General features: G+C 63.2%; 5 protein-coding genes. 3 read left to right on the forward strand and 2 right to left on the reverse strand.

The genetic code is table 11. The features are described from left to right. Nucleotides 1–58 precede the first annotated feature (58 nt). Together ACQ4MY_RS12620 and ACQ4MY_RS12625 are read left to right on the forward strand one after the other, a co-directional pair. Nucleotides 59–232 carry a DUF1427 family protein gene (locus ACQ4MY_RS12620; protein WP_007969534.1) on the forward strand — a complete coding sequence of 58 codons (174 nt, stop codon included), beginning with the start codon at nt 59–61 and terminating at the stop codon, nt 230–232. Nucleotides 233–260: 28 nt separating this feature from the next. Then, nucleotides 261–1217 (forward strand): quinone oxidoreductase family protein, encoded by a 957-nt coding sequence (locus ACQ4MY_RS12625; protein ID WP_440095329.1) that lies wholly within the window; start codon nt 261–263, stop codon nt 1215–1217. 123 nt (nt 1218–1340) lie between these two features. Here ACQ4MY_RS12625 and ACQ4MY_RS12630 read toward each other — a convergent pair whose 3' ends face one another. Further along, the gene (locus tag ACQ4MY_RS12630) at nt 1341–2363 is read right to left on the reverse strand and encodes a purine-nucleoside phosphorylase (RefSeq protein WP_440095330.1); all 1023 of its coding nucleotides are present in this window, start codon (nt 2361–2363) and stop codon (nt 1341–1343) included. A 16-nt stretch (nt 2364–2379) separates the two neighbouring features. Continuing rightward, nucleotides 2380–3339 (reverse strand): nucleoside-specific channel-forming protein Tsx, encoded by a 960-nt coding sequence (locus ACQ4MY_RS12635; RefSeq protein WP_008081480.1) that lies wholly within the window; start codon nt 3337–3339, stop codon nt 2380–2382. 545 nt (nt 3340–3884) lie between these two features. Between ACQ4MY_RS12635 and ACQ4MY_RS12640 the strand changes: the two genes are divergently transcribed. Then, nucleotides 3885–14408: an autotransporter-associated beta strand repeat-containing protein gene (locus tag ACQ4MY_RS12640; protein ID WP_440095331.1), complete on the forward strand. Its 10524-nt coding sequence runs from the start codon at nt 3885–3887 to the stop codon at nt 14406–14408. Nucleotides 14409–14533 lie beyond the last annotated feature (125 nt).

Consider the following 14533-nt stretch of genomic DNA (forward strand, 5'->3'; position numbering starts at 1 on the left):
TTCGCACTCGATTCCCTAGACTCTGCCCATTCCTTGCAATCGGCGGAGTTCCTCCCCCATGAACTACCTGATTTCGCTGGCCATTGGTCTGGGCGTTGGCCTGCTGTACGGCGCGCTGGATTTCCGTTCTCCCGCACCGCCGGCCATCGCGCTGGTCGGTCTGCTCGGCATGCTGGCCGGTGAGCAGTTGTGGCCGATGGGCCGGCAACTGGTCGCCGGCTGGTTGTCCTGAGTTTCCTTTCTCTTCGGTGGATCAATCCATGAAAGCACTGCAATTCGATAAAACCGGCGACCTGTCTTCCCTGCGTTTCGTCGACGTTCCGACCCCAACCCCCGGCGCTGACGAGGTGCTGGTACAGATCAAGGCCGCTGGTCTCAATCCCAGCGATGTGAAAAACGTCCTCGGCCGTTTCCCCTACACCACGCTGCCGCGCATACCCGGTCGCGATTTCGCCGGTGTGGTGGTTGAAGGCCCGCCAGCATTGATCGGTCAGGAAGTCTGGGGCACCGGCCGCGAGCTGGGTTTTTTCGCCGACGGCTCCCACGCGCAATTCGTCAAACTGCCGGCCAACGGTGTCGCCCTCAAACCATCGCGTCTGAGTTTCAGCCAGGCCGCCAGTCTCGGCGTGCCGTACACCACGGCGTGGGATGCGCTGGAACGCAGTCTGGTAAAAGCCGACACGCGCCTGCTGGTGATCGGCGGCGGTGCGGTGGCCACGGCGGCATTGGCCTTGGCCAAAGTGCGCGGCGCGCAGATCCTGGCGGCGGCGCGGCGTCCAGAGCAGGTCAAGGATTTGCAGGCGCAGGGTTACCAGACGATTCAGCTGGATAAACCTGAAGACCTCGGCGCGCAGGTCAACGCGGTGTATCAGGGGGGCGCTGAAGTGATCTTCGACACCACCGGTTTCTGGCTGCCGGCGTCGGTGGCGGCACTGGCAATCTTTGGTCGAATCGCGATCATCGCCGCACCGGTAGACGGCCATGTGCAATTGCCGGCACTGGCGTTGTACCGCAAGGGCGGTTCGGTGGTGGGCGTCAATACGTTGCTGTACGGCGTTGAAGCCTGTGCGGCGATGTTGGGCCAGTTTGGCCGACTCTTCGACGAAGGCGCGTTGCCGTTGCCGCAGGGCTTGGTCGAGTCGCCATTGGCCGACGGTCTTCAGCGTTATGCGGATGTGAATCAGGGTAGCGGTGACAAAGTCATCCTGATTCCCTGACCCCCCGCCAACCCCCTGTAGGAGTGAGCCTGCTCGCGATAGCGGTGTGTCAGACGAAGTATTCGTTAATAGACACACCGCTATCGCGAGCAGGCTCACTCCTACAGTTGATTTGTGTTGGGCTCAGGATGGCGGGACGCCGTTTTCCCAGGCTGTCCAATGCGTGAGGATGTCCTGCACCAGCGGATGGCCGGCGCGATAGAGGTTTTCCAGCGCCGGGGCAAAACCACCCTGATCGGCGTATTTCAGCAGGTTGTCCACTTCACTGCCGCCCGGCTCAGGGCGATCGAAGTCAGAGCCGGCGCGCACCACGGCCAGGCGTTGAACATCGACCAGACCTTCGCGACTGGCCCGCAATAAAGCTTCATAGGTGGAGTTGTCTTCCTGCTGCGTCGTGCAGTATTCGCCCTTGTTATCCGTGAGCAGTTTGGTCCAGACCTCGGCCCGTTCGCTCAAGCGCGTGCCGGAAAACCAGGTGTTGCCGGCCAACGTGTCGCAGCGAGTGACCACCGGTGGCTGATTGGCTGGGGCCGACGGATATTTCCGGCGCCACGCTGCCGATTCCTTGCTCTCGCTCAGTTCAACCTTGTGGCTCAGGGCGAAGGCTTTGTCCTGCAGTTTCGCGTTCAGCTCGAAGACTTCGGTCTTGTAGTCCAGCGGCGGTTTTTCGTTCGGGCCTTTTGTGTTGATACCCAGATAACCGGTCGGCCAGTTTGACGGAGCATCGCGCGAATCGATCTCCCATTGCGTGCCGAACTCCACCAGATAGTGCGCCCATGCCGCGGTGCCAATGGTCCCGTGTTTTGGGCTGATCCCGGCGATCCCAGCGATGAGGAAATAGCTTTTACGCAGGTCGAATTTCGGCGACAGCGCCAACGCCAGGGTCGAGGCGGCAGCGTTGGTCTGGCCCATGCCGGTGGTCAACAGGCACACCTGCTGCGTATTGCAGCGGATGCTCGGGTACTCGGCGGACAGGCCCGGCACGCGGATTTCCTGTTTCAGTTCCAGGCGATCGATCCAGTGCTGTGCCTCGGGGGCGAACATGGTGATCAGCACGACTTTCGGTTGGATCGGCGCCTCGACCGCCCAAGCGGTGGAAGAGAGCAGGGCCGCAGCGGCCAGTGTCAAACGCATCATTGCTTGCATGAAACCTCCTTGAAAATCAGAACTGATAACCGACGCCGGCGTAGTAACCCCAGCCATTGGAACGCGCGCGGAAATTACCGTCGCCAAAATTCAGCTCGCTGCCGTCCTCCCAGTTGCCGCCGTTGTGGAAATAACGCCCCACCAGCGTGAAGCGCAGATGGGTGAAGGAGTAGAGCAACACGTTGGTCGCCACCGTCGCGTTGGCGGTGCGAGCGGGGTTGTCTTTGTGGATGTCGGAACCGAAATCGAAGTTGGTAAAACCGATGTAGGTCAGCGAGGCGCCGTTGCTGAATTTGTCGATGGGCACGATGTACTTGAGCTGCGCGCGGTAGCCGTCCCACGAATATTCATTGCTCGCGCCGTAGTTTTCCCACTGGTAGCGACCGTAGAGGTTGGCCGACAGATTGACCCGCGAGTGGGTGTCGATGTCGGTGCCGAAACCGCTGTACAGCGTGTTGGCGCGATTCTCTTTACGGCTGCCGTGGTCGTAGATCCAGTCGAACGCGACGTACCATTCCTTGAACGGGCCGATGGCCAGGCTGCGGCCGGCGAGGTAGTCGATGGAGATGCGCGGTTCGTGCTCCATGAACACTGGCGAGCCGTGATCCCACACACCTTTGTCGTGGCTGTTGCCGATGTTGAAGATCTTCGGCACGTCGATGTAGCCGTACAGCTCGAACGGGCCCTTGCGGCCGAAATACTCGTACTCCAAGTAGATATCGTCGGCCGGTTGCGGGCCGAAACTGATGTCTTTGCTGCCGATCAGCATCAGGTCCTGGTTGTACCAGTCCGACAGGTAGGCGCCTTTTTTCGGCGGGCTGGCTTCCGGGCTGAGGGCTTCGCCCTGGGCGGATTCTTCCGGCAGCGCGGGCTGAGCGAAAGCGCTGGCGCTGAGAAGTCCGGTAACGCCAGTAAGCAGCAAAGAAACAGCAAACGTGCGCGCAAACGGTGCGCGAAAGGGGGATGCGGTGTGCATTCAAAGTCCTTTTTTGCGGATCGAGGCCCGTGTTCCGTGGGCTTGTACGGTTTTGTTACGAAAACCTTGAGATTGACGTTACGCAAACGTTTGCACAAGGCGTACCAATGTTTTCAATTCGCTGATATTTCGTCGATTTCAACGGTTTTTCTGACAGAACGATCACATTTTTCAAGAGCGTAAAAAATGCCGTCGGGTACGAATCCTGTGGCGAGGGGATTTATCCCCGATGGGGCGCGTAGCGGCCCTTGGAAGCGTGGGCCTGCTGCGCAGTCCATCGGGGATAAATCCCCTCGCCACAAAGGCCATACCCGAGGTCCTGGGGCAGGTTGAAGCCCCGTGGATACGGGCTGAAACGCTTATTCCAGACGCCTCTAGTATTAAAGTATTAACACCATTTAATCCGTGCCCCATTGCCGGGCGTCTACTAGCTTTGTCCCCAATCAACGGTTTTGTGATGACCGTCGCAGTCTTGATTCGCGTGTGGAATAAGCGCGGCTTTGCACGCCTTCAAGGAAGAAATTGGCCACGACAAGGAGTAGCCCGTGGAAGCAAGGTTTGGTATCGCCCTCGTTTCGCGTTTTTCCCCTCTTTCCCTTGCTGTGCATCTGAGCGTCGCCGGGCTGCTGTTCGGCGGGATCAGTGCCCCTGCGCTGGCCACATGCTCCACGGCCGGTTCAATCGTGACGTGTACGGGGGGGCCGCCACTGCCACTGGTTCCCAACGACTTCGCCAGTGCCACGAACAACCTGACGGTCAACGTCAACAGCGGCGCGCAGATGAACGCGACCCTTGGCGGGCATGTCATGGACCTGACGGGGGTCGGCATCACCCTGAACAACTCCGGCATCATGGATCCGGCAGTCCTTGGTCTGATATCGGTGTTGAGCGGCGGTGCATTTATCGGGAACGGCGCGACCAGCACGGTCAATGTGCTCAACAATACGGGCGCGATCATGCGCGGTACCGGCATGTTGCTTGGGCTTAACCTGACCAGCGTCAATGGCCTGGCCATCGCGGTGAACAACGCCGCTGCCGGCACCACCACCCTCACCAACAACGGCACCATTACCTCCACCGGACTCTCGATCGGCGGCATCACCCTGGCCGACACCCCGGTGATCGGCGTCTACGGTGGCTCGCAGGTCCACATGACCAACAGCAACACTGGTGTCATCAACGGCCGTATAGCCTTCGAAACCTCGGCGGCGGGCAACACCTTCACCAACGCCGGTGCGATTACCGGCGGTGTGTCGATGGGCGCGGGGAGCACCAACACCTTCACTGCGGTGACCGGTTCTTCGGTGCAGGTCGGTGACGGCGTGCAGATCAGTGTCGGCCTTGGTGGTCTGGTCAATATCAACCTGACTTTCGCCCCGACGGGTACGGTGGATGGCGGTGCGGGGGGGACTAACAGCCTGATCCTGCAAAACACCAGCGGCGTCGGCGGCGGTATCGCCGAGAATGGCACGGCATCGAGCGCCACCTACGTCAACTTCAACAACCTGACCCTCAACAGCGGCACCTGGACCTTGCAGGGGCCACTGGTCAGCGGTGCGACCACGCTCAACGGCGGTATCGCGAATTTCAACAACAACGCCACCTTCGGCAGCGGCGTGCTCACGTCCAACGGCGGGATTCTGCAGGCCAGTAATGCCGGGTTGAACATCAGCAATCTGATTTCCGTCGGTGCCGGCGGCGTCACGGTACAAGGCGGCAATGCCACCACCCTGAGCGGGGTGATTTCCGGCAGCGGCGGTTTCACCAAGGCCGGTACCGGACAACTTAACCTCGGCGCCGCCAACACCTATCTGGGCAACACCACGCTCAACGGTGGCACGGTGCAGGTCAGCAACAATCAGGCGTTCAGCACCGGCAGCCTCAACGTCACCGGCGCGACAACGCTGAGCGCACCGGGCACCATCAGCCTGGCCAACGCCATCAGCCTCGGCGGCACCTTGACGGCCGGCGGCACGGGCGCACTGACCCTCGGCGGCTTGATCAGCGGCAGCAGCGGCCTGACCAAAACCGGCAGCGGAAGCCTGACCCTCAGCGGCGCCAACTCCGGTTTCACCGGCACCACCACACTCAGTGCCGGCAGCCTGCTGGTGACCAATAACAACTCGCTGGGCAGCGGTGCGCTGAACACCGCCGCCGGCACCAGCCTCGACAGCACCACCAACGTGACGCTGGCCAATAACATCGGCATGACCGGCGCGCTCAACGTGCTCGGCAGCAATGCGCTGACCCTCGGCGGCGTGTTGAGCGGCACTGGCGGCATCACCAAATCCGGCACTGCCAGCCTGACCCTGACCGGCAGCAACACTAACTCAGGCAACACCGCCCTCAATGCCGGCACGTTGTTCGTTGGCAGCAATACCGCGCTGGGTACCGGCGCACTCAGTGCGGCGGCCGGCACTGTGCTGGATGCGTCTGCTGCGGTGACACTGGCGAATGCCGTCGCACTGGCCGGCGGCGTGACCATTGGCGGCACCCAGGCACTGGGCTTGAGCGGCGTCGTCAGCGGCGCCGGCAACCTGATCAAGAGCGGCACGGCGAACCTGAGCCTCAGCGGCAACAACACCTTCTCCGGCGGCACCGCACTGAATGCCGGCACGCTGATTGTCGGCTCCAACACCGCGCTCGGCACTGGCGCGCTGACCACGGCGGCGGGCACCACGCTCGACGCCAGCACCGCAGTCGCACTGACCAACGCGGTCTCGCTCGGCGGCAATCTCAACGTCGGCGGCAGCGCCAACCTGACCCTCGGCGGCATCGTCAGCGGCAGCGGCGGGCTGACCAAAAACGGCGCGGCCAACCTGATACTCAATGGCGCCAACACCTTTCTCGGTGCCATTGCGCTGAACGCCGGCACCATCACCGCAGGCGCCAACGCGGCGCTGGGTAGCGGCAACATCACCGTGGGCGGTGTAGCTACCCTCGACAGTAATGCGGCGGTGACCCTGAACAACGCCGTCATCCTCAACAACAGCCTGGGGATCGGCGGTAGTAACGCGCTGACCCTCGGCGGGGTGATCAGCGGCGCCAGCCAACTGGTGAAAAACGGCGCCGCCAATCTCACGCTTAACGGCACCAACACCTACAGCGGCAGCACCACGCTGAATGCTGGCAGCCTCACCGTCGGCAACGGCGCAGCATTGGGCACGGGGGCCTTGACGGTGGAAGGCGCGGGCACGCTCAACAGCAGCTCGGCCGTGACCCTGAACAACAACGTGATTCTCAACGCCAACCTCACCGCCGGCGGCGCCAACGCACTGACCCTTGGCGGGGTGATCAGTGGCGGCAACGGGCTGATCAAAACCGGCGCTTCGAGCCTGACCCTCAACGGCAACAACACCTACACCGGCACCACGGCGCTGAATGCCGGTTCGCTGATTGTCGGCTCCAGCACAGCTCTTGGTACCGGCACACTGAACGCCTCGAACGGCACCTCCCTCGATGCCAGCGCTGCCGCGACGCTGGCCAACAACGTCAACCTCTCCGGCACTCTGACTGTAGGCGGCACTAATGCGCTGACCCTTGGCGGTGTGGTCGCCGGTATCGGTGGATTGACCAAGAACGGCGCTGCCGATCTGACTCTCAACGGCGCCAATACTTATTTTGGCAACACCGTGTTGAACACCGGCAAACTGATCGTCGGCAGTAATACCGCGCTGGGTTCCGGTACGTTGAACGCGGCGGCCAACACCACGCTGGACGCCAACACGGCCGTCAGCCTGAACAACGCCGTCGCGCTGGCCGGCGCTGTGAACATCGGCGGCACGGCGAATATGACGCTGACCGGTCTGGTCAGCGGTGCCGGCAGCCTGGTGAAAAACGGCACGGCCAATCTGATTCTCAATGCAGCAAACAACTACCTCGGCGGCACCACGCTGAATGCCGGCACACTGACCGTCGGCAACAGTTCGGCATTGGGTTCTGGCGCATTGACCGTCGCTGGCGCGTCGACGCTGGACAGCAACTCGCCGCTGGTCAGCCTCAACAACGCGGTCGCCCTGAATGCCGGACTGACCGTGGGCGGCACGCAGAATCTCACCCTCGGCGGCGTCACCAGCGGTACTGGCCCACTGATCAAGAACGGCACTGCCAATCTGACCCTCAACGGCAACAATACTTTCAGCGGCGGCACCACTTTAAATGCCGGTACGCTGACCTTGGGCAATGCCAACGGTCTGGGCAGCGGCGCATTGATCGTCGGCGGCGCGGCGACGCTGGATAACAGCGCGTCGTTCGGCATCGGCAACGCGATCACGCTGAACGCTGGATTGACCGTCGCCGGCAACAATGATTTGAGTTTGAACGGCATCATCGACGGTGCCGGCAGCCTGACCAAAAACGGTCTGTCGGACCTGGCCCTGGCCGGCAACAACACCTTCACCGGTGCGCTGAACATCATCTCCGGCAGCGTCACCACGCTCAACAACAACGCCTTGGGCAATACCTCCGGGGTCAACATCAGCGCCGGCGCCGGGCTCAATCTGGGCAGCAACGCCAGCCTCGGTGCGCTGACCGGCAGCGGCAGTGTGCAACTGACCGGCAGCAACCTGCTGACCGTCGGCAGCGGCGACGTCACCAGCACCTTCGACGGCGATCTCAGTGGCAGCGGCGGCCTGGTCAAAGTCGGCACCGGCACCTTGAACCTCACCGGGATCAACGGCATCACCGGCAACACCGCGATCAATGGCGGTACCGTCGACCTCAGCGGTTCGCTGGCCAGTGCGCAGGTCAACGTCAACACCGGCGGTACCCTCACCGGCACCGGTTCGGCGATTGGTAGCGTCAACATCAACAGCGGCGGCCATCTGGCCTTGTCGTCGGGCAACCAACTGTCTGCCAGTGCGTTGACTCTCGCGGCCGGCAGCAACGTCGATGTCGCGTTGGCAACACCGTCGACCACGTCGCTGATGAATGTCGGCGGCAACCTCACCCTCGACGGCAATCTCAACGTCACCGATGCCGGCGGTTTTGGCGTTGGCGTGTATCGCCTGTTCAACTACACCGGCGCCCTGACCAATCTCGGTCTGGACGTCGCCAGCGTGCCGGTCGGTTACGGCCTCGGCGATCTGCTGGTGCAGACCGGCGTGCCCAATCAGATCAACATTCAAGTGTCGGCGCCGAACGTCAACATCCGTTACTGGGACGGCAGTCAGACCATCGCCAACGGTGTGGTCGATGGCGGCAGCGGCACCTGGAACGCGGTCGGCACCAACTGGACCGATGCCAACGGTCTGGTCAACCAACCATGGGCCGGCGATTTCGCAGTATTCCAAGGCACCGCCGGCACGGTGACGGTGAACGGCACACAAGCGTTTACCGGCATGCAATTCCTCACTGACGGCTACAACGTAGTGAATGGCGCGGCGGGGCAACTCACGGCAGTCAACGGCACTGGCGGCACCACGTCGTTGCGCGTCGATCCGGGCGTGACGGCGACCATCAACGCCAACATCAATGGCAGCGGCATCCTCAATAAACTCGACAGCGGCACCTTGGTGCTGGGCGGTGCCAACGCCTACACCGGCGGCACGCAACTGGACGGCGGCAAAATCATCGTCGGCAGCAACACTGCACTGGGTACCGGTACGTTGACGGCGAATGCCGGCACGCAACTGGACAGCAATGCGGCGGTGACGCTGGCCAACGCGGCCACGCTCAACGGCAACCTCACCGTGGTCGGCAGCAATGCATTGACCCTCAACGGCGTGATTGGCGGCACCGGTGGCCTGATCAAAACCGGCACGGCCAACCTGACCCTCGGCGGCAATAACGCCTTCCTCGGCCCGGTAGCCTTGAATGCCGGTGGACTGATTCTGGCGTCGAACTCGGCGCTGGGTTCCGGCACCTTGAATGCGGCGGGCGGCACCACGCTGGATGCGAGCACGGCGGTGTCGTTGAACAACGCGGTCAATCTGGCCGGCAACCTCGGCATCGTCGGCACGGCAGATCTGACGCTTGCCGGTACGGTCAATGGCGCCGGCAGCCTGAGCAAAAACGGCGCGTCGAACCTGACCCTCAGCGGCAACAACAACTTCCTCGGCGGCACCACCCTCAACGCCGGTACGTTGACCGCCGGCAGCAACTCGGCGCTGGGTCTGGGCAACCTGACCGTGGCCGGTGCCTCGGCGCTGGACAGCAACAGTGCGCTGAGCCTGGGCAACAACGTCGTGCTCAACGCCAATCTGAGCAACACCGGCAGCAACAACCTGACCCTCGCCGGTGTGGTCAGCGGCGCGGGCGGGTTGATCAAGAACGGCGCGTCGAACCTGACGCTCAATGGCATCAATACTTACTCGGGCGGCACCACGCTGAACGCCGGCACGCTGACGCTCGGCACCGGCGGCTCGCTGGGCAGCGGCGCGCTGACCGTGGCAGGCGCCTCGACCCTCGACAATTCCGCGCCGCTGGTACTGGCCAACAACCTCAACGTCAACGCCAATCTGGGCCTGGCCGGTAACAATAATCTGACCCTCGGTGGTGTGATCGCCGGCGCCGGCACGTTGACCAAAAACGGTCTGTCCGACGTGACCCTGAGCGGCAGCAACACGTTCAGCGGCACGTTCGATGTGCTCGCCGGCAGCCTGACCACGCTGAGCAGCGGGGCGCTCGGCAACAATGCCACGCTCAATCTCGCAAACGGCGCGGCGCTCAACCTTGGCGCCTCGGGCAGCCTGGCCAGCCTCACTGGCAGCGGCACGGCGTTGATCGGCACGGGCAACACATTGAGCCTTGGCGGCAACAATATCAGCAGCACCTTCGCCGGCATCCTCAGCGGCGACGGCGGCCTGACCAAGCTCGGCACCGGCACCCTGACCCTCAGCGGCATCAGCGACCTGACCGGCGACACCAGCGTCAACGCCGGTAGCCTGCAGGTCAACGGTTCGCTGGCCAGCAGCAACGTGCTGGTCAACAACGGCGGCACCCTCGGGGGCAGCGGCACCTTGACCGGTGCTGTGACCGTGGCGGATGGCGGTCATCTGGCAGGCGTTACCGGCAGCACCTTGTCGGTCGACTCGCTGGTGTTCAACGGCAACTCCAACTTCGACGTCGGCCTTGGCACTCCGGTGTCCGGTGGCGGCAATGCGCTGGTCAATGTCGGCGGCAACCTGACCCTCGACGGCACGCTCAACGTCAGTGACATCGGTGGTTTCGGCAGCGGCGTGTATCGCCTGATCAACTACACCGGCGGCCTGACCGACAACGGCATGCTGATCGGCAGCGTGCCGGGCAGCGTGACCCCGGGCGACCTGACCCTGCAAACCGCGCTGGCCAATCAGATCAACCTGTTGGTGACTGCACCGGGCGTCACCGTGCAGTTCTGGGACGGCAATCAGCTGGTCGCCAACGGTTCGGTCGAGGGTGGCAGCGGTACCTGGGGCACCGGCACCACCAACTGGACCGACGTCAACGGCACCACCAACCAAGCCTGGACCAACAACTTCGCGGTGTTCCAGGGCGCGGCTGGCACGGTCACCGTCAACGGTGCGCAAACCGTCACCGGCATGCAGTTCGTCACCGATGGCTACAGCCTGGTCAACGGCACGGCGGGTTCGCTGAATCTGGTCAACGGTTCGCTGGGCAATGCCACGGTGCGGGTAGACCCGAACGCCACTGCAACGATTGGTGTGGCGCTCAACGGTGCCGGCACCCTCGGCAAATACGACACCGGCACGCTGGTGCTCAACGCGGCCAACGGCTACACCGGCGGCACGGCGCTCAATGGCGGCAAGATTGTCGTCGGCAACAACGCGGCCCTCGGCACTGGTATGTTGACTGCCGCTGCGGGCACCGCGCTGGACAGCAACACCGCCGTCACCCTCGGCAATGCCGTGGTGCTCAACGGTGGCCTGACCGTCGCCGGCTCCAACGCCCTGACGCTGGACGGCGTGATCAGCGGCACGGGCAGCCTGATCAAGGCCGGCGCGTCGAGCCTGACCCTCAACGGCAACAACAGCTACAGCGGCGGCACCCAACTCGCCGGCGGCACGCTGATTCTGGGCAACAACAGCGCGATCAGCAGTGGCGCACTGAGCGTGACCGGCAATGGCACCCTCGACAGCACCTCGGCGCTGCAACTGGCCAACGCAATCAACCTCGGCGCGCAACTGACGCTCGCCGGCAACCAGAACACCACGCTGATCGGCGCGGTGACCGGAAGTGGCAGCCTGGTGAAAAACGGCACCGGTGATCTGGTGCTCAGCGGGGCCAACACCTACAGCGGTGGCACCACGCTGAACGCCGGCAGCACGCGCGGCGACACCAGCAGCCTGCAAGGTGCGATCGTCAACAACGCCACGCTGACCTTTGAACAGAACGCCAATGGCAGTTACACCGGCAACCTCACCGGCACCGGCACGCTGAACAAAACCGGTAGCGGGCAATTGCTCCTGAGCGGCAACAACGGCCTTACCGGCAACACTTCGGTGCAGGCCGGCAGCCTGTTGGTCAACGGCACGCTCAACAGCAGCAACGTCAGCGTTGCCAGCGGGGCAAAACTCGGCGGCAGCGGCCAGCTTAGCGGCGCGGTGCAACTGGCCAGCGGCGCGACATTGGTTGGTGGCGGCGCGGCAACGCCGTTGTCGGTCGGTGCGCTGGCACTGTCGTCGGGGACCAATCTGGACTTCAGCCTCGGCTCGGCAACCAGCTCGACCACGGTGGTTGATGTCGCCGGCAACCTGACCCTCGACGGCACGCTGAACGTCAGCAATGCTGGCGGCTTCGGTACCGGGGTGTATCAACTGTTTCGCTACGGTGGCAGCCTGACCGACAACGGTCTGGTCTATGGCAGCCTGCCGGTAGCGGCGGCCAACCTGACCCTGCAAACGGCCATCGCCAATCAGATCAACCTGCTGGTGCAAGGCACTCCGGGTGAGGTGCAGTTCTGGAACGGCGGCACCACCAATCCCGACGGCAGCATCGGCGGTGGCAGTGGCGTGTGGGGGCCAGGCACCAACTGGACGGACCCGACAGGCACTCAGGCCCTCGGTTCGAATGGTCAATTTGCAGTGTTCGGTGGCCAGAGCGGCACAGTCACCGTGCAGGGCAATCAGAACTTTACCGGCCTGCAATTTCTCACCAATGGTTACAGCCTGACGCCAGGTGCCGGCGGTACGCTGACACCAGTCAACGGTCCGGATGGCAGCCTTGCACCGGTGCGCGTCAATGCCGGGGCCAGCGCGCAAATCTCCGTGCCGCTGGTGGGCACCGGCGGTATCGAGAAACTCGACTCCGGCACGTTGGTGTTGACGGGTGCCAACACCTACAGCGGTGGCACCACGGTCAGCGGCGGTACGCTGATCGGTAACACCACCAGTCTGCAGGGCAACATCCTCGACAACGCGTCGCTGGTGTTCCAGCAAAATGCCAACGGCCAGTTCAACGGTGTGCTCAGTGGCACGGGCGCCTTGGTCAAACGCGGCGACGGCACGTTGTTGCTGACCGGCAATCAACCGTTCAACGGTACGGTCTCGGTCGATCAAGGCGTGCTGCAAGTCGGCAGCCGCTCGGCGCGGGCCTCGCTCGGTGGACAAGTCACCGTGGCCAACGGTGCAGGCCTGAGCGGTAACGGCAGCGTCGGTTCGATCATCAACCACGGCGTCGTGCAATCCGGTTCCGAGGCGGGCACGCTGAGCGTTGCCGGCAACCTGACCAACGCCTCCGATGGCGTGCTGGCGCTGACCATCAGCTCGCCAACCGCCACGCCATTGGCGGTCGGTGGCACGGCGACGCTGGGTGGCGGCTTGCAGGTGAACTCGCTGGCGCCGTTCACCGGCAATACCGTGTACTCGCTGATCACCGCAGGTGGCGGTGTGGTCGGGACCTTCAGTGCTGCGGACTTGCCGCAGTACGCGTTCCTCGATTCGGCACTGGTGTACGACACCAACGCCGTCAATCTGGTGGTCAGTCGCAACGGCAACTCCTTTGTCGATGTCGCCGCCACCCAGAACCAGCGCAACACTGCCTCGGCGTTGATGCGCAATGGTGCGGCGGGTGCGGCGTTGCAGGGCGAAATCGTCAACCTCAGCGTGGCTGGTGCGCGCAATGCCTTCGACAGCCTGTCGGGGGAGATCCATGCCAGCACCGCCAGCGCCATCCTCGAGGATTCGCGTTACGTGCGCGAAGCGGTCAACGACCGCATGCGCCAGCCATCGTGCAGCGCCGCGGATGATCCACGCCGCGCCCTGGCGCCGAGTGACAACCAATTGAGCAGCAACGGTTGCCACGGCGAAATGGTCGGCTGGGCCCGCGCACTCGGCGCCTGGGGCGAGTCGGATGGCGACAGCAACGCCGCCAGTCTCGATCGCAACCTCAGCGGTTTCATGCTCGGCACTGACAAGCAACTCGATGATCAGTGGCGCGTGGGCATGGCCGCCGGTTACACCCGCAGCGACCTCGATGCGCATGATCGTCGTTCGGACGCGACCGTCGAAAGCTACCACCTGGCGGCGTACCTCAACTCGCAGTTCGATGCACTGGCCGTGCGCCTCGGCGCGGCTTACAGCTGGCACGACATCGAGACCAAACGCGACGTCAGCGTCGGCAGCTACAACGATCGCCTGAAGGCCAATTACGACGCCCGCAGCGCTCAGGTGTTTGGTGAAGTCGGTTACACGATTGAAGCCGGCGGCATTGCCCTGGAACCCTTCGCCGGTCTGTCGTATGTCAACTACGACTCCGACAAGGCCAAGGAAAAAGGCGGGGTAGGGCGACTGAAGGCGGAAGCCGATCAGGACATCACCTTCTCGACCCTCGGCCTGCGCGCCGGCAAAGTCATCACCCTGGCCAATGGCGGGCAATTCACCCCGCGCGCGGCCATCGGCTGGCGCCATGCCTTCGGCGACACCAAACCTGACGCCGACCTGAGCTTCATCGACGGCGGCGCCTCGTTCAGCACCCAAGGCGTACCGATCGCCAAGGACAGCGCGCTGGTCGAAGCAGGGGTGGACTTCCAGATCAGCCCGAGCGGCAAACTCGGAGTGGGTTATTCGGGGCAATTGTCGAATGACAACAACGACCACGCGATGACCATCAGCTTCAGCCTTGGCTTCTGATTTAGGGTCGAAGCACTTTTAGCCGCCCGCAAGGGCGGTTTTTTTTAAGATCAAAAGATCGCAGCCTGCGGCAGCTCCTACATGGGATTTGTGTAGGCGCTGCCGCAGGCTGCGATCCTTTGATC

It is taken from the genome of Pseudomonas sp. SM4, from assembly GCF_051913165.1.
Lineage (GTDB): Bacteria > Pseudomonadota > Gammaproteobacteria > Pseudomonadales > Pseudomonadaceae > Aquipseudomonas.